Here is a 21,311-nt window from a genome sequence, read left to right on the forward strand (position 1 = left end):
GGCCCTATCTTAACCTGATTATAAAACCATGTACTAAACAAATTTTCCTGATCGTAGAGCTTCATCAACGTGCTTAAAAACTGATAGAATATGGGGTTTTATTAATTTTATAAATTGTTGCTTTGAGAGTTACTATGTCACTGGAAGCCCTGACCACTGAAGCGCTTGCTGCGATTGCAGCAGCAGAGGACCTTGCTACACTCGATCAAGTACGAGTGCAGTTTACGGGTAAGAAAAGCCAGCTCGCTGAGCAATCAAAAGCTTTAGGTAAAATGGACCCTGAAGAGCGTAAAAATTTTGGTGCGCAAATTCATGCAGTCCGCGAAGCGATTACCGGTGCTTTAACTGAACGCCAAACACAATTACAACAAGCGGCGTTGGCGCAAAAACTTGCAAGTGAAACGGTGGATATTACTTTACCGGGTCGTGGTCAAACGATTGGTAGTATTCACCCCGTTACTCAAGTACAAGAGCGTATTTGTCAGTTCTTTACCAAAGCGGGCTTTGTGATTGAAACTGGGCCAGAAGTTGAAGATGACTACCACAATTTTGAAGCTTTAAATATTCCAGGGCATCACCCTGCGCGTGCAATGCACGATACATTCTATTTCGATGCGACACATTTGTTACGTACCCATACTTCTGGTGTGCAGATTCGTACCATGGAAACCCAGCAACCCCCGATTCGTATTGTATGTCCAGGTCGTGTATACCGCTGTGACTCTGACCAAACGCATTCGCCAATGTTTCATCAAATTGAAGGTCTGTATGTCGCTGAAAATACCAGCTTTGCAGAACTGAAAGGTTTGTTGGTTAATCTATTAAACGAATTCTTTGAAAAAGACTTAAAAGTGCGTTTCCGTCCATCTTATTTCCCATTCACAGAGCCAAGTGCTGAGGTGGATATTATGGATGAGCGTGGTAAATGGTTAGAAGTGCTTGGTTGTGGCATGGTACATCCAAATGTCTTGCAGGCAGCAGGGATTGATCCTGAAAAATACAAAGGCTTTGCTTTCGGTCTAGGTGTGGAACGTTTTGCGATGCTTCGTTATGGCATCAATGACTTACGTATGTTCTACCAAAACGATGTGCGTTTCTTACGCCAATTTGCTTAAACAGATTTATACCTCTCCCAGCCTCTCCTTGAAGGAGAGGAGTTATTTGTGATGACTCGGGGTTCTCCTTCTTTTCCAAAAGAGGGAGTTAGAGGGGGATTCAAAAATTTAGATTTATAGGTTTTTAACAAAATGAAAATTAGCGAAAATTGGTTGCGTACATGGGTTAATCCAGCCGTTGATAGCAATACATTATCTGACCAACTGACCATGCTGGGTTTAGAGGTCGATGATTTATCACCTGCGGCAAAACCGTTTACTGGCGTGGTTGTTGGTGAAGTGTTGACTGTAGAGCAACATCCCGATGCAGACCGTTTACGTGTGACCACGGTGAATATTGGTTCAGGTGAACCTTTACAAATTGTTTGTGGTGCGCCAAACGTACGTGTCGGTATGAAAGCCCCTGTGGCGACCATTGGTGCTGTGCTTCCAGGTGACTTCAAAATCAAGAAAGGCAAACTTCGTGGCATTGAATCACAAGGTATGCTATGTGGTGCGTCTGAAATTGATCTAGAAGATAAAATTGATGGTCTTTTAGAGTTAGCCGTTGATGCACCCGTAGGTGCGGATATTCGTGAATATTTAAATTTAGATGATCATGTGATTGATATCAGCATCACGCCAAACCGTGGTGACTGTTTCAGTATTCGTGGTATTGCCCGTGAAATTGGGGTGATTAACCAACTGACTGTGACTGCACCTGAAATTAATGCCGTTGCTGCGACCATTGCTGATGAGAAAAAAGTTGTGGTGAGCACTGAAGGCTGCCCACGCTATTTAGGTCGTGTAATTAAAAATGTGAATACCAAAGCAGCAACCCCAGAGTGGATGGAACGCGCTTTGGTTCGCTCAGGGATTCGTCAGCACAGTATTTTGGTTGATATTACCAACTATGTACTGATGGAGTTGGGTCAACCGCTACATGCTTTTGATGCGGCAAAAATTCAAGGTTCAGTTCAAGTTCGTCAAGCGAATATGGCGGAGAAATTGGTTTTACTGAATGAACAAGAAGTTGAGCTCAATGAAAAAGTCATGGTGATTGCGGATGATGGAAAAGCATTGGCGATTGCAGGCATCATGGGTGGCTTGTCTTCATCTGTTACCGATGAAACCCAAGACATTTTCTTAGAGTCTGCATTCTTTGCCCCATTAGCCATTGCAGGTCGTGCCCGTAGCTTTGGCTTACATACCGATGCATCACAGCGTTATGAGCGTGGCGTGGATTTTGAACTACCAATGCTGGCAATGCATCGTGCATCACAATTGATTGCTGATTTGGCGGGTGGTGAATTTGGTCCGATTACTGTTGCTGAACAAGCTGAAGTTTTGCCTAGGCGCGAAGCGATTGAGCTAGAACAAACACAAGTCGATCAACTGTTGGGTTATCGCGTAGATGCTGCATTTATTGCGGATGCATTAACCCGTTTAGGTTGTGCTGTGACGGTTAAAGCAGAAGGCCAGTGGTCTGTAGTGCCGCCTTCACACCGTTATGATATGGCGATCTACCAAGACCTGATTGAAGAAGTTGCGCGTATTCATGGTTATGACAATATTCAAATCAGTTTGCCAAAAATTGAAGCGAAATTGGCTCAATATCAAGACCAATTTGAAATAGCTCAGCTTCGTCAAACCCTCGTGACTTTGGGTTATCAAGAAGCGATTAGCTTTAGCTTTGCAGACTTAAAGCTTGAGAAGCAACTCAATGCGGCTGTGAATCCTTTGGCTTTGGCTAACCCAATTTCAAGCGATTTAGCGGTGATGCGTTCAACACTGCTCTCTAGTTTGATTCCTTGTGTGCAATACAACGTAAACCGCCAACAAAGTCGTGTACGTTTCTTTGAACTAGGCTTACGCTTTGACTATCAAGACGCTGAATCTATTCATGATTTGAAACAAATTCCTACCCTTGCAGTGATTGCAACAGGTACAAAAACTTCAGAAACTTGGCATGCTAAACCTCAAGCTATGGATTTCTTTGATTTCAAAGGTGAAATTGAAGAAGTATTGGCAGCAGGTCGTGTGCAAGTAGACTATGTTCGTTCTGAGCGTAGCTGGTTGCATCCAGGACAGTCTGCTGAGGTTTTAGTCGATGGTCAATCTATTGGTTACTTTGGTCGATTACATCCATCTTTAGAAGATGCATTGGATTTGAGCACAACTTGGGTGGCTGAACTTGATCAATCGGCTGTTTTGCAAACTTATGTATCTAATTTTACAGAATTATCACGTTTTCCGTCGGTTAGACGTGATATTGCGCTTTTAATTAGTGATAAGATAAATGTAAGTGAAATTCAGCAACTTATCGAAAAAACAGGTGGTGAGCTTTTAGACTCGACTTGGTTATTCGATGTGTACACTGGGCAAGGCGTTGAAGATGGTAAGCGCTCATTGGCATTTGCACTTCTTTGGCAACACCCATCACGTACGCTTGAAGATGCTGAAATTAAATCTGGTATGGATCATATTTTACAAGTGTTGGAAAACACTTATCAGGCGACATTGAGGGCTTCATGACAGCATTAACAAAAGCGGAAATGGCTGACCATTTAAGTGAGCTCACGAGTTTAAACCGTCGTGAAGCTAAGCAAATGGTCGAGTTGTTCTTTGATGAGATTAGCCAAGCGCTAATCTCTGGTGAGCAAGTTAAACTTTCTGGTTTCGGTAACTTTGAGTTGCGTGATAAACGTCAACGTCCAGGTCGTAACCCGAAAACGGGTGAAGAAATTCCGATTTCTGCACGCCGTGTAGTGACCTTCCGCGCAGGGCAGAAATTCCGCCAGCGTGTGGGAAATGAGCAGATCGATTGATCTGCTTTTTTTTGCTTAAAATTTTGGGTGATCGTTTGGCTGATTCAATTTTTGCAAAATAATAGAATGTCATTTTTTGATAAAATTTGAGCATAAAAAAAAGAGAGCCACAGGCTCTCTTTTTGACTAATCTCTAAGAGATTAGTGAGCTTTAGCTTCAGAAGCAGCAGCAACAGTAGCTTCAGAAGCAGCAGCAGTAGCTTCAGAAGCAGCAACAGTAGCTTCAGAAGCAGCAGCAGCAGCATCTACAGCAACTTCAGATGCAGCTTCAACAGCTTCAGATGCAGCAGCAACTTCAGATGCAGCTTCAGCAGCAGGAGCTTCTTCTTTCTTAGCACAGCCAACGAAAGCTAAAGTAGTAGCAACTGCAGCAGCAATAGCGATTTTTTTGAATAACATGGCATCACTCTCTAAAATATGAGATTAAAAAAAACCGACGTTAGTCTGTTGTGTGCTTTTATTGTTCCTAATTTTGTTAGGGACTAACAATGCAGGAGCAGCCTAACTGGTCTGCAAATATGCTATCACTGCGCATTTTGAATTGCTACTAGCTGGGATGAAAAAAGTGATAAAAAAGGTCTAAAAACAGGGCTTTTTTAACAGAAAATAACAATCAATGATGAGGTTTGTATTGGAGAAGTACTAAATAAACATTTAAAAAGATGAGGGTTTTTATTTCAAATTTTTATTTATCAAAAACTTGCAAATAAGTTTACAGAGAATGGGATGAAATGTTGCTTTGTGTAAGCTAAGTCAACCAAATAAAAAAGGCTGTCGTTAAGACAGCCTTTTTAGGTGAAGCAGGTCGGATCAACTAGTTGCTTTACGCTTCATTTGATCAAAGAAATCATCGTTGGTTTTAGTTTCTTTCATGCGATCAAGTAAGAATTCCATTGCTGCAAGTTCATCTTGGGTATGAAGTAACTTACGTAAAATCCAGACTTTACGTAGATTATCTTCAGACATTAAGCGCTCTTCGCGACGGGTGCCAGACTTTTTGATGTTCATCGCAGGGAAGACACGTTTTTCCGCAATACGGCGATCCAGTGTAATTTCTTGGTTACCTGTACCTTTAAATTCTTCGTAGATCACTTCATCCATTTTACTGCCAGTTTCAATCAGGGCTGTAGAAATGATGGTTAGTGAGCCACCTTCTTCAATATTACGAGCTGCACCGAAGAAACGCTTAGGGCGTTCCAGCGCATGTGCATCCACACCACCAGTTAAAACCTTACCAGATGAAGGCACAACCGTGTTGTAAGCACGTGCTAAACGGGTAATGGAGTCGAGTAGAATCACAACATCTTTCTTGTGCTCAACCAAGCGTTTTGCTTTTTCAATCACCATTTCAGCCACTTGAACGTGACGAGCAGGAGATTCATCAAACGTTGACGCAATGACTTCACCACGAACAGTACGTTCCATTTCGGTCACTTCTTCAGGACGTTCGTCAATGAGAAGAACGATCAGGAAGCACTCAGGGTTGTTACGCACAATCGACTGAGCGATGTTTTGTAACAACATGGTTTTACCCGCTTTTGGCGGTGCTACGATAATTGAACGTTGGCCTTTACCGATAGGTGCAACCAAGTCAACTACACGTGCGGTTAAATCTTCTGTCGTCCCGTTACCAAGTTCCATCACCAATTGTTCGGTTGGGAAAAGTGGTGTTAAGTTTTCAAACAAGATTTTGTTACGTGAGTTTTCTGGCGTGTCGTAGTTAATTTGGTTCACTTTTAACAGTGCAAAATAACGTTCGCCTTCTTTGGGAGGGCGAATGGTTCCCGTAATGGTGTCACCAGTACGTAGATTGAAACGACGAATTTGAGATGGGCTAACATAAATGTCATCTGGGCCTGCAAGGTAAGAACCCGCTGCAGAGCGTAAGAAGCCGAAGCCATCTGACAGAATTTCCAAAACGCCATCCCCAAAGATCTCTTCGCCATTCATCGCATGGCGCTTTAAGATGGCAAAAATAATGTCTTGCTTACGGTTACGAGCCATTCCTTCGAGGCCCATAAATTCAGCAATTTTGATGAGTTCGCCAATCGGTTTTTTCTTGAGTTCGGTTAAATTCATAGGAGGTCAGATAAGAATCAAAAATTCTAAATTACAGGATGAAAAGGAAGCAACATTTAGCCGCAGACATGCAATGAAGTAACGCAATTGTATTTGAACTATAACAATTCAGAGGACTGATTCATTGTTTGAAGAGAAACGTGTCAAAACAATTTGTATTGCCGAGCGGCGATCTTATGTGTTGTGTCTTTTAAGAAAATGACAGGATTGAATAATCCTTTATCTCTTGATCATGCAATATAAGAGAGAAAGACAGACTTGTCAATTTATAGCCGAAAAAAATACGCTGTTGTTTAGACAGCGTATTTCATTTTCAATCTAAACGGATGCTTAAATGTTTTCTTCAATGAAAGCAGTCAATTTCGATTTTGGTGCAGCGCCCACTTGTTGAGCAACAACTTCACCATTTTTGAACATAAGTAATGCAGGGATGTTACGGATGTTATAGTTCACAGCCGTTGCTTCACAAGAAGTCACGTCAACTTTAACAATCTTCACTTTACCTTCGTATTCGTTCGCCAATACTTCTAATACAGGTGCAATTGCTTTACATGGCGCACACCAGCCTGCCCAGAAGTCAACAAGCACAGGAACGTCTGATTGAAGTACATCAGCGTCGAAGTTTGTATCAGTTGTATTTACGATATTGCCAGACATGGATAGCTCCAGTTTCAATTTTTGGATAGTTTTATGGCTAATAGTATGTCATAGCCTGCTATCACTGAGTAGATGGATTACTAAATTTTCAACCTTTAGTTTGAATTTGTCTAATTGAAGCTCACGATGTTACTGATCGTGTAACACAATTGTCATATATGCCGAAATTTTAAAAGCTCGTCAATTTCTGACCACAAATGGCTTTTAAATTGCATGGAGGTGAATTAATCTAAGCACAATTCTGTATAGGTTTATATTAAATCATGTCTGATTTTTTGATTGATGAAGAGTTACTTGCTGCCATCGATATGGGGTCGAACAGCTTCCACTTAGCGATTGCACGAGTGGACCATGGCGAAGTGAAAAAAGTTGCGTCAATGTCAGAAAAAGTACAGTTAGCAGCGGGTTTAGATGAAAACAAAAACTTAACAGAAGCCGCACAGCAGCGTGGTTTGGCCTGTTTATCTCGCTTTGTCGGACGCTTAGGTTCGGTTCAGCCGAATCGTTTAAGAATTGTGGCGACCAATGCGCTACGCCAAGCCAAAAATGGCCATGAATTTATTCAAAAAGCGGCAGAAATTTTGCCGAAGCACATCGAAATTATTGCAGGTCGTGAAGAGGCTCGTCTGATTTATTTAGGTGTATCTCATACCATGGTAAACAGTGGACGCCGTCTTGTGATTGATATTGGTGGGGGGTCGACAGAGCTGATTATTGGTGAAGAATTTGAGCCCATTCATACCGAATCTTTACAAATGGGCTGTGTAGCATTTACAAAAGCCTTCTTTGTCGATGGTGAAATTAACCAAAAAAGTTTTGATAAAGCCGTGGTTGCAGCACGTAAGGAGCTGTCTGGTATTGCCAATACCTATAAAGAAGCGGGTTGGGATACGGTGGTCGGTTCGAGTGGAACCATCAAAGCGTGTCGTCAAATTACTGTGAATATGGGTTGGAGTAATGAAAAAGAAGAACTCACCCGTGACGGTTTAGATAAGCTTAAAGAAAAATTGCTCAAATACAAACATGTCGCTGAGATGGAATTTGATGGTCTAAAAGAAGACCGTCGAGCAGTTTTGCCAGCCGGAATCGCTATTTTGTATGCCATTTTTGATGTACTTGAACTGGATAAACTGGTGTATTCAGATGGTGCCCTACGCGAAGGGGTGATGTATGACTTGCTGGGACGTTTTCAACATGAAGATATTCGAGATCGTTCTGTACAAGCGTTAATGGGCCGTTATAACGCTGATCCAAAACAAGCTGAACGGGTCGTGAACATGGCTCAGCATTTGTTTGATGGTGTGGCGGATTCGCTAAAATTAACCACAGAAGACAGTGATTTACTGCGTCGAGCGGCTTATCTGCATGAAATTGGTTTAGCGATTAGCCATGCAGGCTACCATCGTCATGGCGCATATTTATTGCAACATTCTGACATTGCGGGATTCTCGCAAATTGATCAAAACCATCTATCACATTTGGTGGCTCATCACCGTCGTAAGCTGCGTAGTGACGCGCGTGTCGATGTGATGAAGGTTGGCGGCAACAAATTAGTCTATCTGTGTTTGTTACTTCGCCTCGCAGTTTTACTGAATCATAGTCGTAGCGATCAGATGCTTCCTGCCATTGAATTAACAGTAGGCAATGCGCAACAATGGCAACTGAGTGTTTCTGGTAATGCCGCGCAATGGCCTTTGCTGGTTGCAGACTTGCATGATGAGCAAGCGCAATTTAAGCATTGGGATGTTGAGCTGGATATCCAATCAGAACAATTTGTCGATGAATAAATTGGTCAATTAGGGATTTATGGTTGAGCTATGAAGAATAAAGCTGCGCAATCCAAAGCATGGACGACGGTTCAAATTGCACGTCATCCTGAGCGTCCGCAATTTTTAGATTATGTGAGTGAAATTTTTACCGAATTTGATGCTTTGCATGGTGATCGCTTATTTGGTGATGATGGTGCAATGATCGGTGGATTAGCTCGCTTTGATGGTCAGCCAGTCATGATTGTGGGTCAACACCGTGGTCGTAGTACGCGTGAAAAGTTACAACATAACTTTGGTATGAGTAACCCAGAAGGTTACCGTAAATCACAACGCTTACTCGATATGGCTGAACGTTTTAATCTACCCGTCTTTACATTTATTGACACCATGGGTGCATATCCAGGTGTGGGTGCAGAAGAACGTGGTCAGGCTGAAGCAATTGCAACATCTTTGGCACAACTTTCAAGCTTGAAAGTGCCTGTCATTGCAACCGTACTTGGTGAAGGCGGTTCAGGTGGTGCACTGGGTATTGGTGTGGCTGACTGTGTGGTGATGTTATCCCATAGTATTTATTCGGTCATTTCGCCTGAAGGCTGTGCATCTATTTTATGGAAAACAGCTGAAAAAGCAGAGCAAGCCAGCGAAGCTTTGGCCTTGACTGCTGAAAAACTACAGAAAATTGGTATTGTTGAATATGTGGTCGATGAAGGTGAAGGCGCTCATCTCAACCCAGAACAAGTCATGCATGCTTTAAAAACCGTTTTAAAAGATGCGTTGGCTGAGTTGCAACCAATGGATGCGAATGAACGATGCGAAGCACGTTACCAACGTTTAATGAAGTTTGGCAGCGACAATTTAGGGCTAGTGTCTTAACTGAGTTTCAGGATACGCCTGAACAGCCTCATTTTTTAATCGGATGTAGTGGTGGCATGGATTCCATGCTGCTACTCCATTTGATGTCTCATTTATTTCCCAAGCGCATTCGCGCCATCTATATTGATCATCAATTGCAGGATGTTAGTCCGCAGTGGGGTAGCTTTGTTCAAGAACAATGCTATGTCTTGGATGTCCCATGTGTGATTCAAGCGGTGGATGTTGATACAGGCAATGTAGAAAGCCAAGCACGTAGTGCACGTTATGCGGCCTTTCAGAAGCATCTTCTTGCCAATGAAATTTTAGTTCTCGCCCATCATCAACAAGATCAAGCCGAAACCGTTTTACTCCGTTTACTCTTTGGTGCGGGGATTCATGGACTAGCCGCCATGCAGAGCATCGACATACGAGAGCAATTTACAATTTGGCGCCCTCTATTGGCTTTGTCCAGACAGCAAATTGAGCTGTGGGCTGCTGAGATGCAGCTAAGAAATATTCAAGACCATACCAATTTTGATACCAGTTATGATCGGGCATGGTGCCGAGCTGAATTGTGGCCAATCTTAGAACAACGCTTTCCGAAAATGCAGCAAGCTTTGGCACGCACCAGTTATTTGATGCAAGATGCCGAAACGATTTTAGCCGATGTGTTGGCGCAAGATTGGGCCAGTTGCGGGAATGCTACGGTTTTAAATTTAACCCCATTCCGTCAGTTATCTGCACCGAGACAGCGACAGTTACTGTCCGCTTGGATGAAAGGTGAGGATTTATATCGTCCTGCTTTTGATATGGTGCAACGCTTGTTTGATGAAGTGATTGAATCCAAAGTGGATGCTCAAGCCGCATTGCATTGGAACCAATATTATTACGTACGCTATCAACAACAGCTCTTTCGTGTCAGTAAAGCCGAGTATTTGTCTGAACAATGTCAGACGATTGAGTCAATTGAGCAACGGTTTAGTTTAGATCAAGCTTATGCATTGGCTTCAGGGCAATTTCGCATTGAAACACAAAAATATGGGCTGTCTTCTGCATTATTAGAGCAGCCTTTACAGATAAAACCGCGCTTAGGTGGGGAAAAATTGCATTTGTATGGACGTGTTGGGGCTTGGCCGTTGAAAAAAGCCATTCAGAGCGCACAAATTTTTCCGTGGCAACGTCATACAATACAAATATTAAGCATAGATAATGTTATGCTTGGTGTTTTTACGCCTAAAGGATTTTGGTTGGTCGAGTCGGCTTATTGTGAAGCGGGTGGATGGCAACCAAATTTAATCGCTTAGTTAAAAAATTCAGGATAGAGAAATAATCATGAGCGCAGTGTTGAATCGTAATATTTGTTTTATCGGCGGTGGTAACATGGCTCAAGCCCTCATTGGTGGCTTGATTTCACGTGGTTTACCTTCAACTCGCATTACGGTTTCTGATCCTGTTGAACAAGTTCGTCATTTATTGGCTGAAAAAGACTTGGTGGTGACTGAGGATAACGCATCTGCTATTCGTGAAGCCGATGTCGTGGTCTTAGCGGTTAAACCTCAAGTTTTAGCCAATGTTTTAAAGCCATTAAACGGTTTATTTGACGGTAAGTTGATTATTTCGATTGTTGCGGGTGCTGAAATTGCTACGATTGCTGCACTTGCTGGCAGTAATCGTATTGTTCGTGTGATGCCAAATACGCCTGCTTTAGTACAAACAGGTGCGCATGGTTTATATGCCACTGAGGCTGTAGATAAAGAAGACCGTGATTTGGCGAGCCAAGTACTGGCTGCAACAGGCTTGACTTTATGGGTAGGCGAGGAAGCGCAAATTGATGCTGTGACTGCGGTGTCTGGTTCAGGTCCTGCGTATTTCTTCTATATGATGGAAAGCATGATCCGTGCAGGTAAAAACCTCGGTCTAGATGAAAAAGTAGCAACGGCATTGACGTTGCAAACGGCATTGGGTGCGGCACAAATGGCAATCACGAGCTCAAATACACCAGCTGAATTGCGTAAAAATGTCACTTCACCGAATGGTACAACCCAAGCGGCACTTGAAGTGTTTGATCGTGCACAAATTTCACAAAATATCCAAGCTGCATTGGCTGCTGCTCAAAAGCGCAGTCAGGAACTTGCTCAAGAGCTGAGTGAAAGTAGCAAATAATCGTTTTATTTAGGAAAGTTCAAGTATGGGTGCAAACTCTGCGCTAATTTTTGGCATCATTATTAACGTTGCAATTTTACTGGTGTTCTTCCGCTTTCTCATGCAGTTGGCAGCGGTTAACTTTTATAACCCAGTGGTGATGTCGACCGTAAAAGCCACTAAAATTGTGGATATGTTTGGTCGTATTTTTCCAAATGTAGCGAAAGGCCGCGTTAACTTAGCGGCTTTAGTGCTTTTGGTTTTATTGTACTTACTGAAAATTTTTGGCGTCATGTATCTCTCTGGAGCGATGCCGAATAGTCCTGTGCATTTGGTCATTTTAACTTTTGTGACCATGATTCAGGACTTGATTCGTTTCTGCCGTTACCTAATTTTTGCAACGATTATTTTAAGTTGGGTGGTGATGTTTACGCAGTCACGTTCGCCTTATATCGAAGTGATTCAAGAGCTTGCTGAACCATTATTGGCACCGTTTCGCCGTTTATTGCCCAATATGGGGATGATTGATCTTTCTCCAATCGTAGCATTCTTAGCGTTATATATTGCTGAAATGATTATGAATGAAGTGGCGATTGTCCTGCTCACTGGTTTATAAGATTGTAGCGATATAAAAAAGGACTCGATTGCGAGTCCTTTTTTTGTGGTTGAAATTTTCAGGTGAAGACGTTGATATTTCTTCTAGGCGGCAAATGACCTCCATACCAGCCTTCCTCCTAGGAGGAGGAAGGTGCAAATGTATTAGTGGGCTTCATCCCAGTTTCGACCTTTGCCGACTTCAACCAACAATGGCACAGAAATTTGTAAAACAGATTGCATCACGTCTGCCAGTTTCGAAGCCAGTTCATCCGCAATACTTTCATCGACTTCAAAAACCAATTCATCGTGTACTTGTAGTAGCATTTTGGCTTGATCTTTAGGTAGCATTTGATCAACAGCAATCATCGCCATTTTAATAATGTCCGCAGCAGAACCTTGCAGCGGTGCATTAATTGCGGCACGTTCAGCCGCTTGTTTGATCATTTTATTGCTTGCCATAATATCGGGCGTATACAAGCGACGGCCTAAAATGGTTTCGACAAAACCTTGTTCACGTGCAATTTGACGGGTACGTTCCATATAGTCGAGCACGCCCGGATAACGTTGGAAGTATTTCGCAATATAGCCACGCGATTCTTCACGGCTAAAACCGAGTTGACGGGTTAAGCCAAACTCAGACATGCCGTAGAGTAGACCGAAGTTGACGGCTTTGGCCTGACGACGTTGGTCTGACGTGACATCTTCAAGTGCGACACCTAAGACTTCAGCCGCTGTACGACGGTGTACATCTTGCCCATGATTAAAAGCATCGACCAAAGCTTCATCTTGTGAGAAATGCGCCATTAAACGCAGTTCAATTTGTGAATAATCGGCTGCCAAGAGCACTCGACCTTGTGGAGCAATAAAGGCTTTACGAATTTGACGTCCAATTTCCTCACGCACAGGAATGTTTTGTAAGTTGGGATCGGTCGAAGATAGACGGCCTGTTGCAGTCAGTGCTTGGTGGTAACTAGTATGCACACGATGGGTATCACTGTTGGCTTGTTTTAATAAGCCATCGGTATAGGTGCTTTTTAGTTTGGATAAACCGCGATAGTCCAAAATTAGCTCGGTAATTGGGTGGTCAATCTTTTCTAAAACACTTTCAGAGGTACTGTACTGACCCGTTGCGGTTTTTTTGCCGCCCTTAAGTCCGAGTTTATCAAACAGAATTTCACCGACTTGCTTCGGCGAGCTGACATTGAAACTTTGTCCTGCTAGTTCGGTAATTTGGCTTTCAAGATTGGCCATGGTATTGGCAAACTCAATACTGAGTTGGTCAAGGAAGCCTAAGTCGAGCTCAATGCCGTTTTCTTCCATGATGGTGAGGACACGGGCAACTGGCATTTCGACATTGTGCAAGATATTGACCAGTTCGGGATGCTTTTGTAGTTTGGCATCGAGCACTTCAAACAGGCGATAGGTCACATGGGCATCTTCCGCAGCATAGTGCGCGGCGGTTTCGATCTCAATTTGGTTAAAGGTTTTCTGTTTTGCACCTTTACCTGCTACTTGTTCAAAGGTCGTGGTTAAGTGGCTGAGGTAGAGACGCGAAACGTCATCCATCCCGTGACGAGTCGCCACAGCATTGAGTACATAAGATGCCAACATGGTATCGAAATACCAGCCTTTTAGCTCAATGCCATGATTTTCTAAGACATGCGCATCATATTTCAAATGATGCCCAATTTTCTGAACCGACTCATCTTCTAAAATAGGCTTGATTTGCGCCAAGATCTGTTCACGATCTAACTGCGCAGGTGCATTTTCATAATCATGCGCAAGTGGAACGTAATAGGCATCTTGCGCATCAAATGCGACCGAAAACCCGACAATTTGCGCAACGCGATAGTCTAAACTGGTGGTTTCAGTATCAAAGGCAAAACGTTTTTCTGTAGTTAAACGCTTGAATAATTGTGTCCACTGTTCTGCACTGAGCACAGTATGGTAGTTCGCTTGACCCAGTTGGTCATCGACGCTGCTTTGAACAGCCTGATCTTCTGTATTGATAACGGTTTCAGACTGCGCTGATTTAGCAATGTGTTGCGTCGCTTGTTTGTAGGTTGCACTATTGGGATTGTTTGGATGATCGAGCGATTGCAACTGCTGACGGAATTCAAGCTCGGTATACAGTGAACGTAAGGCTTCGGTATTCGGATCTTGGAGTTTCAGATCGTCAAAGGTCAGTCCTGTCTCTAAGTCACAGACAATACTTGCCAGTTGGTGATCTAGAGCAATTCCATCAGCATGTTCTTTGATGTTTTGACCGACTTTGCCTTTGATTTTATCGACATTTTCTAAAATGCCACCAATCGAGCCGTATTCTGTTAACAGTTTTGCCGCAGTTTTTGCACCAACACCCGGAACACCCATAATGCCGTCAGAGGCATCGCCCATTAAAGTCAGATAGTCAATAATTTGGTTTGGCCACACCCCAAACTTTTCAAACACGCCATTTACATCCATCGGCTTGTCTTTAAAGCTGTCTTCTAAGGTGACTTTATCGGTCACCAACTGTGCCATGTCTTTATCGCCTGTGGAAATCAGCACTTGCTGTCCCGCGGCTTCCGCACGTTTGGCCAATGTCCCGATGATGTCATCTGCTTCGGCACCTGGGAGCATGTACAAGGGGATACCCAAAGCACGAATTAAGGCATGCAAATATGGAATTTGCTCTGATAACTCCTCAGGCATACTCGGGCGGTCACCTTTATAAATCGGCGATAGCACATGACGAAAAGTTGGTTCTGGTGTATCAAAAATGACTGCCATATGTGTTGGCTGGGTACGACGCATCAGTTTTTGGATGGCAGAAATTGCCCCACGAATTGCATTGGTATGTAAGCCAGTTGACGTGGTGAGCGGTGGCAAAGCATGAAAAGCACGAAATAAAAAGTATGAGCCATCGACCAAGACAAATGGTGGCATTGCAAGATTCCTTATCCAAATAACCCGTTTATTGTACGTGATTTTGGCACAGAACAAAGTGTATTGATGTACCGATTGGCATAGATGGTTACGGTTATGCGCTTAAAGATGTACTACAAGCTGATGTATTATTTGAAGATGAGAAAAAGAGATTGAGAACGGATGCAAACTGGACAGCGTGAAATTCGCATGATGTGGTTAATGGGGCTGACGATTGTTGCGATTGCAGGATGGTTTTTGGCCGTGCCGCTGTTGAGTGCATTGTGTGGAATCGCGTTGATCATGAGTGTTATGCACTATGTCGATAGCATTGAAAACCCTAGTATGACCTTGGCGGAACAACGGGGCATTGCTTTTCAGCCAACGTCAAAAGTGCCGCTTTACCTTGCTGCTTTCGTCATTTTGATCGGTATGGTGGGGCAATGGGGCGGACTCATTGGATTGGGGATCAGTGGTTGGTTGTTCTTTTTCTTTCGATGGTTACGTCGCCTAGAATATCTATTGTTATCCGTGCAAGCACAGCCATATCAGGTGATATCTGACCGATTCACAGAATCTGAAAATTCTCCCTCTTTACCCACTACTCTAAACAACACAGATGATTTAAGTCTCAGTGAGCAAGTGAAACGCTGGCTTTGGCAGGGCAATCCTGTCTTAAAAGTTGCGATTGTGATACTGCTGATTGGGCTTATTTTGTTATTACGCTTTGCCACCGAACATTGGCAGTTGAGTCTCGCTGTTAAGCTGAGCCTCGTTGCTGCGGTAAGTGTGGGCGTTGTGATCTTTGGTTATGTGCTCCTACAAAAGAACCGCAGTTTTGCTTTGGCTTTAGAAGCACTTGGACTGTCAGGCTTATTTTTGACCTTATTTTTTGCTTACTACAACGGCGTGATTGCAAGTTTAGCGATTGCAAGTCTGTGCTTTGTGGTGGTGATGGCGGTTACACTTTGGCTCAGTTTAAAACAGCAGTCGATTGAGCTGGCGTTGATGGCGATGATCATTGCTTATTTGGCACCCTTTACTTTGCCAGTACGGAATGCCACTGCGATAGAGCTAGTGGTCTATTATTTGGTCATTAATATTGCGGTTGCTGTTTTAAGCACGTTCAGACCGTGGAAAGTCCTCAACCAAATTGCTTTTTTAATGACGGTGGTCGTAGGCGGAGCGTATGCCTTTTATCAAGGCAAAACGCCTGAGCGAGGCATGCTGGCCTTGTTGGTTTTGGCACATAGTACGGTCTTTATTTGGTTGAGTTTTCGTTATAGCCAACTTTTGGCGCGTGAGGATTTAACGCAGTTTAAGTTAAAACCGATCTTGGATGTGGCTTTGATTTTTGCTGCCCCTATTGTTGCTTTTGCTTTTTTGTATGTGATGTATTTTGAGGAAACGATTTGGCAGGCAGGCTTTAGTCTGGGCTTTGCAGCGCTCTATGCCATGCTTTATCAACTGCTAAAAAGAGCCCATAGCGTTGAGCTGATTGCGCAAAGTTATCTCAGTCTGACTTTGGTCTTCTTGGCGCTGATTCCCCCTATTTTGCTGCCTGATCAGTGGGGTGTGGTGGGGTGGAGTGTTGAGGGTGCACTGATCTTTATGTATGCCTTATATCGAAATTCCGCTCTGAGTCGTTATTTGGCGATGGGCTTATTGGCCGTGGCAGGGCTCTCAAGTCTGTATTATGTGGTGGAGCTCAATCGTTTTCCAACGGAAGTCTATTGGGCGCTGTGTCTGAGTTATTTTGCTGTGGTTACCGTTGCCAACAGCGTAGAGCGCTTTAGACAACAGTTGTCTTTTGCCACCATTGCCTTTTTTTGCTTACAACTGCTTTCAGCAACCAGCATGTTGTTTATCCTACTTTTGGATGAAATCGACAGTAAAAGTCAGGTGACGATGGCGCTACTGATCATCGTGCTTTTAGATACAGTACTGAATGAATGGTTGCTCTACCGCAAAGCCAGTTGGTCATGGTTATTACCCAAGTGGATTGGCCTGATTCCGCTGTATGCAGTTGCCTTCATTTTCTTGGTTGACCTGAGCCATGATGGCATCATTATGTGGCAGTCTGGTTTAGACCGTCTATTGTTTGCTTTAACGAGTGGATTACTCACGTTGCTGTGGCTTCGCCCGTTACAGGGCGTAGAGGATGAGCAGGAGTGGGTGAGTTTGGGGGCTTTACTAAGTTTGGCGTTCACCAGCTTAACTCTCATTCCAAGTATGCCGTATTTGAGCATGGTTATTTTACCACTGGCCTTTGCTGCATGGTGCTACACACAATTGACTCAAACGCGATGGAGAAAGTTTTGGCAAGCACGCAACACCTTAGTGCTCATGTTGTTTTGGATCGTGTGTTCTCAGATCTTTAGCCAACAAGCTTTTGCAGGATACTGGTTACCCATTTTCAACCCATTTGACTTGGTCAGTATTGCGATGCTGATCGGTTTCATTTGGATGCTGAATTTACAAATGAAAGCGGGTTTGGAAAAAAGTCTGGGTGCTATTTTGATGATGTCGAGTCTACTCTGGCTCAGTAGTTATGTGGTGCTACGTGCGCTGCATGTCTACTTCCTAACACCCTATAATGACTGGCAAATGTGGGAAAATGCCTTGGTGCAACTGAGCTTTACTTTGCTTTGGGTCAGTTTGGCCTTCATTTGCATGCTAACGGCGACCAAACGCAACTTACGTTCATTGTGGATATTCGGCGGCTGTATTTTAGTTCTTGTGACACTGAAATTGGTCTTGTTTGACTTATCTCACATTGGGACACTCACCCGTGTGATTTCATTCTTAGGCGCAGGTTTGGTGATGTTGATAATTGCGTATATTGCACCGATGCCTGAACTTGAGGAAAAGACCAATTAAACAAGCTCAGCTCCTTATGTCTGCATGGATCATAAGGAGCTGAGGCGATTTATTTGATATTCGGTTCTCGTTTCAAGGCTTGTGCATTGGCATATTGATCAATTTCTTCATTGGATAATGGACGCGAAAGCGGATGATCGACAAAGCCCATTTTTGGCACAGGAATTTCGATTTGGTTATCTAAGAAACCATTGCGAATACGTTCCTGCATTTCATCGCGCACTTGCAGAAAGTGTTCTTGCTGACACCACACGGCAAACAGTAACTCAATTGAAGACTCGCGAAAGGCGGTGACGGTGACGGCAGGTTTAGGGTCTGCAAGCACCAAAGGATATTTATTAGCCACATCAATCAGCACCTCGCGTACTTTAATGATGTTCTCATGAAAGTTAATCGCTAGGGTGATGGGAATACGCCGTATTGGAAATTTAGAGAGGTTATGAACAGGCGCTCGAATCAGTTGTTCATTCGGTAGTCGTACATAAATGTTGTCCTGAGTGAGTAACTTAACAGAGAGGAGGTCAATTGAAATGACTTCACCTTCAATGGTATTGCCGCGAATAAGGGTGATTGAAATGGTGTCGCCAATTTCAAAAGAACCTTCACCAATCAGGAACAATCCACTGATTAAGTTGGATGCAGAGGTTTGTGAGGCAAAACCCAAAGCAACCGTCAAAATACCTGCGGCACCTAAAAATACACTGAGTTTAAAACCAGCTTCTTTGAGGCTAGCCATCACAAAAATTAGGAAAATAAAGTAAAAAATACCACGACGCCAGACCAACCGTTGGTGGGCGTTAAACTTGGTGCCAATGGTTCGGATAAATGTATTTGAAACCAGACGTGCCAAGAGAAAACCAACAAAACACAGCACTAAGGCAATTAAGATTTCTGTTAATCGTTCTGTGTTGATGTTGGTGAAAATGCCTTTTAGGCTACTGGTAATTTCTTGGGGAATATTTGAGTTTGGCATCTGTCCCCCTTAGAAGAATGAATCAAACATATTAAATAATGCACTCGCCGAAGAGCGCGGTGGATGCACATAAATCACTTTGCCTGCATGCGGAGGCGTACGATTTTCGATACGGATTCGCGGTGGTCGATCGGCGCCTTCATGCAAGACTTTAATTTGCGATGTCCAAAGTCGATCCGTACTTTCACTATAAAATAAAGGCAGGGCTGAAACAGGCACGTTCATGCGGTCAAAACGCAGTTGTAAGTGACTGGTGTTGTGGAACTCAATCGGAGTCACTGCACGAAATGCACGTGGTTTGAGTTGATGCAATTCAGTTCGACCATCGACAGCTGTAGCGTAGGCAATTTCACCTGTACGGTGGTTTGGCCCAAACCAAGTTTCTTTGGGTAAAATCACAGGAATATCAAATAGGGGATCTCGCTGACCTTCAATAAAGCCCGAAATCCATAACGGGGTGCTGATATACAGCGTGCCGCGCTGACCCGCTGGAATATAAATCGGATCGACAGGTTTAATCACCACTGAACGATCGGCCAAACGTGGCATCAGTTGAATCGTATGGTGAGTGTTTTTAAACATGTAGCGTTTAATTTCAACGGGTTGTGGAAAGGCGAAATGAGGGTCTTCTATCGCATGCCATTTTTGCTCATAGTCGTACTGAACTTGAGGGCGATGAAACTCTAAACGCCACTCTTGTAGACCGCGTGTGAGGCGAAAAAGTAATGAGCCGAACTGCCACGCACGGGCTTGATTCAACTCAAAGTTGTATTCCCCCCACCATTTTAAATTGGGGCTATCCGATTCAAACAGTTCATTCATATTAGGCAACAGCACATTTCCTTATATTGCAAATCAGTGAAAAACAGACTTCACGCTGTCATATGCTTAGAGTACACTCAAAATAATATTTTTCATCATTATTATAATTTTAAGATGCAAGTGCTTAAACAATTACAAATTCCCTATAGTTTTGCGAAGCGTCATGGTGTGCTGTTGCGTTATGAAGGTGATCAAGCCTTTATTGTGCGCCGTGAAAGTACCCCGTTGTTGGCTTTGCAAGAGGCACGCCGTTTTTTAGGTGTGGCAGCACAACATCAACTGTGTAGTGATGAAGAATTTCATCAGCTTTTAAGCAGTAGCTATGCAGGGGACAGTGGCGAATCACAACAAGTGGCCGCTGGTTTAGAAGATCATCCCGATTTACTTAGTTTAGCTGACCAAGTGCCTGAAGCTGAAGATCTGATGGACCAAGAAGATGATGCCCCAATTGTTCGTTTGATTAATGCATTATTGTCTGAAGCCATTCGTGTTGGCGCATCCGATATTCATATTGAAGCCTTTGAAAAGAAACTGTCGGTGCGTTTACGTGTCGATGGGCAATTACGTGAAATTGTGCAGCCACGCCGTGAACTAGCACCGCTGTTGGTGTCTCGTATTAAAGTCATGGCAAAACTGGATATTGCAGAAAAACGGATTCCGCAAGACGGGCGTATTTCACTGCGTTTAGCCGGTCGTGAAGTGGATGTGCGTGTATCGACTTTACCCTCATCACATGGCGAACGTGTGGTGATGCGTTTATTAGATAAACAAGCCGGTCGTTTGAACATGACACATTTGGGCTTATTGAAACCTGACTATGAGCGTTTAACCCAATTGGTGCATCGCCCACACGGCATTATTTTGGTCACAGGGCCGACAGGTTCGGGTAAAACAACAACGCTTTATGCGGCGCTTTCAGACCTTAATGATGGTTCGAAAAATATTTTGACCGCAGAAGACCCGATTGAATATCAACTGGAAGGGATTGGACAGACCCAAGTTAACACCAAAGTCGATATGACTTTTGCGAGAGCCTTAAAAGCCATGCTGCGTCAAGATCCTGATGTGGTGATGGTGGGTGAAATCCGTGATTTGGAAACGGCTGAAATTGCGGTACAAGCATCGCTCACAGGGCATTTGGTCTTATCTACACTGCATACCAATACGGCCATTGGTGCGGTGACCCGTTTAAAAGATATGGGCATTGAGCCGTTTTTGCTGTCGAGTTCTTTGATTGGTGTCATTGCACAGCGTTTAGTACGAACCTTATGTAGTCACTGTGTGACATGGCATGAAGCCGATACTTTTGAAACACAACTGTTTCAGCATTTGAATCCAAAAACAGAACTTCAGTTACCTCAACCGAATGGCTGTGAACGTTGTTCACATACGGGTTTTACGGGACGGACGGCAATTTATGAAATTGTCGCTGTGGATGATCAAATGCGTCGTTTAGTTCATGGCAATGCCGCTGAATATGAATTAGAAAGTTATGCACGACAATACTCAGGCTCTATTCGTGATGATGGTTTGCGTAAAGTGTTGGCAGGGAAGACTACGTTGGAAGAAGTATTGCGTGTGACCAATGAAGCGGCTGAATAATAGAATATCGACTAGTAGATACGGGTTATGCGTGTAGTTGTATTATCCTGAAATTACCTGATGTGTTTGTATGGCAGCATCCGTTTTACTTTTAGAATGAAAATAAAGA

16 protein-coding genes are annotated in these 21,311 nt (G+C 43.4%); 10 read left to right on the forward strand and 6 right to left on the reverse strand.

Annotated features, from left to right (window positions below):
- The first annotated feature begins 134 nt into the window (after positions 1–134).
- From pheS to AC4CVD_RS02905, 3 genes are all read left to right on the forward strand, one after another.
- Positions 135–1,115 (forward strand): phenylalanine--tRNA ligase subunit alpha, encoded by a 981-nt coding sequence (pheS, locus tag AC4CVD_RS02895; RefSeq protein ID WP_004979194.1) that lies wholly within the window; start codon positions 135–137, stop codon positions 1,113–1,115.
- Positions 1,116–1,247: 132 nt separating this feature from the next.
- Complete coding sequence (pheT, locus tag AC4CVD_RS02900; RefSeq protein WP_490751979.1) at positions 1,248–3,629, forward strand: phenylalanine--tRNA ligase subunit beta; 2,382 nt, start codon at positions 1,248–1,250, stop codon at positions 3,627–3,629.
- Positions 3,626–3,922: an integration host factor subunit alpha gene (locus AC4CVD_RS02905; protein WP_004649746.1), complete on the forward strand. Its 297-nt coding sequence runs from the start codon at positions 3,626–3,628 to the stop codon at positions 3,920–3,922. The genes pheT and AC4CVD_RS02905 overlap by 4 nt, the downstream gene beginning before the upstream one ends.
- A gap of 141 nt (positions 3,923–4,063) precedes the next feature.
- On the opposite strand, the gene AC4CVD_RS02910 is transcribed toward AC4CVD_RS02905, so the two are convergent.
- The 3 genes from AC4CVD_RS02910 to trxA form a co-directional block, all read right to left on the reverse strand.
- A complete protein-coding gene (locus AC4CVD_RS02910) occupies positions 4,064–4,321 on the reverse strand; it encodes a hypothetical protein (RefSeq protein ID WP_005400740.1) in 258 nt (85 codons plus the stop codon).
- Positions 4,322–4,732: 411 nt separating this feature from the next.
- Entirely contained in the window at positions 4,733–6,001 is a 1,269-nt protein-coding gene (gene rho, locus AC4CVD_RS02915; RefSeq protein ID WP_004692266.1) for a transcription termination factor Rho, read from the reverse strand.
- A 330-nt stretch (positions 6,002–6,331) separates the two neighbouring features.
- Positions 6,332–6,658 (reverse strand): thioredoxin, encoded by a 327-nt coding sequence (gene trxA, locus AC4CVD_RS02920; RefSeq protein WP_004692264.1) that lies wholly within the window; start codon positions 6,656–6,658, stop codon positions 6,332–6,334.
- Between the two features lie 263 nt (positions 6,659–6,921).
- On the opposite strand from trxA, the gene ppx reads away from it, so the two are divergent.
- Genes ppx through AC4CVD_RS02945 form a run of 5 tightly spaced genes read left to right on the forward strand, consistent with a single transcriptional unit; the run spans position 6,922 to position 12,037 of the window.
- The gene (ppx, locus tag AC4CVD_RS02925) at positions 6,922–8,445 is read left to right on the forward strand and encodes an exopolyphosphatase (protein WP_004692262.1); all 1,524 of its coding nucleotides are present in this window, start codon (positions 6,922–6,924) and stop codon (positions 8,443–8,445) included.
- Between the two features lie 30 nt (positions 8,446–8,475).
- Positions 8,476–9,300 (forward strand): acetyl-CoA carboxylase carboxyltransferase subunit alpha, encoded by an 825-nt coding sequence (locus AC4CVD_RS02930; RefSeq protein ID WP_490751981.1) that lies wholly within the window; start codon positions 8,476–8,478, stop codon positions 9,298–9,300.
- Positions 9,237–10,583 carry a tRNA lysidine(34) synthetase TilS gene (gene tilS / locus AC4CVD_RS02935; RefSeq protein WP_490751983.1) on the forward strand — a complete coding sequence of 449 codons (1,347 nt, stop codon included), beginning with the start codon at positions 9,237–9,239 and terminating at the stop codon, positions 10,581–10,583. The genes AC4CVD_RS02930 and tilS overlap by 64 nt, the downstream gene beginning before the upstream one ends.
- Positions 10,584–10,611: 28 nt before the next feature.
- Positions 10,612–11,442, forward strand: a complete 831-nt coding sequence (gene proC, locus AC4CVD_RS02940; protein WP_004692257.1) for a pyrroline-5-carboxylate reductase — start codon at positions 10,612–10,614, stop codon at positions 11,440–11,442.
- 25 nt (positions 11,443–11,467) lie between these two features.
- A complete protein-coding gene (locus AC4CVD_RS02945) occupies positions 11,468–12,037 on the forward strand; it encodes a YggT family protein (RefSeq protein ID WP_004979206.1) in 570 nt (189 codons plus the stop codon).
- A 143-nt stretch (positions 12,038–12,180) separates the two neighbouring features.
- On the opposite strand, the gene polA is transcribed toward AC4CVD_RS02945, so the two are convergent.
- Positions 12,181–14,946: a DNA polymerase I gene (gene polA, locus AC4CVD_RS02950; protein WP_490751985.1), complete on the reverse strand. Its 2,766-nt coding sequence runs from the start codon at positions 14,944–14,946 to the stop codon at positions 12,181–12,183.
- 162 nt (positions 14,947–15,108) lie between these two features.
- Between polA and AC4CVD_RS02955 the strand changes: the two genes are divergently transcribed.
- Positions 15,109–17,805, forward strand: coding sequence for a DUF2339 domain-containing protein (locus tag AC4CVD_RS02955; protein ID WP_490751987.1), 2,697 nt, complete (start codon positions 15,109–15,111; stop codon positions 17,803–17,805).
- A gap of 49 nt (positions 17,806–17,854) precedes the next feature.
- Here the strand turns inward: AC4CVD_RS02955 and AC4CVD_RS02960 are convergent, their stop codons facing one another.
- Positions 17,855–18,778 carry a mechanosensitive ion channel family protein gene (locus AC4CVD_RS02960; RefSeq protein ID WP_004692251.1) on the reverse strand — a complete coding sequence of 308 codons (924 nt, stop codon included), beginning with the start codon at positions 18,776–18,778 and terminating at the stop codon, positions 17,855–17,857.
- Between the two features lie 9 nt (positions 18,779–18,787).
- Positions 18,788–19,600 (reverse strand): DUF432 domain-containing protein, encoded by an 813-nt coding sequence (locus AC4CVD_RS02965; RefSeq protein WP_017396988.1) that lies wholly within the window; start codon positions 19,598–19,600, stop codon positions 18,788–18,790.
- A gap of 114 nt (positions 19,601–19,714) precedes the next feature.
- Between AC4CVD_RS02965 and gspE the strand changes: the two genes are divergently transcribed.
- Positions 19,715–21,202 (forward strand): type II secretion system ATPase GspE, encoded by a 1,488-nt coding sequence (gene gspE / locus AC4CVD_RS02970; RefSeq protein WP_004979214.1) that lies wholly within the window; start codon positions 19,715–19,717, stop codon positions 21,200–21,202.
- Positions 21,203–21,311 lie beyond the last annotated feature (109 nt).

This window comes from Acinetobacter sp. LipI_23 (assembly GCF_058243045.1).

Bases quoted from the DNA above. Each gene is read 5' to 3' on its own strand.
- pheS (WP_004979194.1), top strand. From the start codon at position 135: ATGTCACTGGAAGCCCTGACCACTGAAGCGCTTGCTGCGATTGCAGCA.
- pheT (WP_490751979.1), top strand. From the start codon at position 1,248: ATGAAAATTAGCGAAAATTGGTTGCGTACATGGGTTAATCCAGCCGTT.
- AC4CVD_RS02905 (WP_004649746.1), top strand. From the start codon at position 3,626: ATGACAGCATTAACAAAAGCGGAAATGGCTGACCATTTAAGTGAGCTC.
- AC4CVD_RS02910 (WP_005400740.1), bottom strand. From the start codon at position 4,321: ATGTTATTCAAAAAAATCGCTATTGCTGCTGCAGTTGCTACTACTTTA.
- rho (WP_004692266.1), bottom strand. From the start codon at position 6,001: ATGAATTTAACCGAACTCAAGAAAAAACCGATTGGCGAACTCATCAAA.
- trxA (WP_004692264.1), bottom strand. From the start codon at position 6,658: ATGTCTGGCAATATCGTAAATACAACTGATACAAACTTCGACGCTGAT.
- ppx (WP_004692262.1), top strand. From the start codon at position 6,922: ATGTCTGATTTTTTGATTGATGAAGAGTTACTTGCTGCCATCGATATG.
- AC4CVD_RS02930 (WP_490751981.1), top strand. From the start codon at position 8,476: ATGAAGAATAAAGCTGCGCAATCCAAAGCATGGACGACGGTTCAAATT.
- tilS (WP_490751983.1), top strand. From the start codon at position 9,237: ATGCGAAGCACGTTACCAACGTTTAATGAAGTTTGGCAGCGACAATTT.
- proC (WP_004692257.1), top strand. From the start codon at position 10,612: ATGAGCGCAGTGTTGAATCGTAATATTTGTTTTATCGGCGGTGGTAAC.
- AC4CVD_RS02945 (WP_004979206.1), top strand. From the start codon at position 11,468: ATGGGTGCAAACTCTGCGCTAATTTTTGGCATCATTATTAACGTTGCA.
- polA (WP_490751985.1), bottom strand. From the start codon at position 14,946: ATGCCACCATTTGTCTTGGTCGATGGCTCATACTTTTTATTTCGTGCT.
- AC4CVD_RS02955 (WP_490751987.1), top strand. From the start codon at position 15,109: ATGCAAACTGGACAGCGTGAAATTCGCATGATGTGGTTAATGGGGCTG.
- AC4CVD_RS02960 (WP_004692251.1), bottom strand. From the start codon at position 18,778: ATGCCAAACTCAAATATTCCCCAAGAAATTACCAGTAGCCTAAAAGGC.
- AC4CVD_RS02965 (WP_017396988.1), bottom strand. From the start codon at position 19,600: ATGAATGAACTGTTTGAATCGGATAGCCCCAATTTAAAATGGTGGGGG.
- gspE (WP_004979214.1), top strand. From the start codon at position 19,715: ATGCAAGTGCTTAAACAATTACAAATTCCCTATAGTTTTGCGAAGCGT.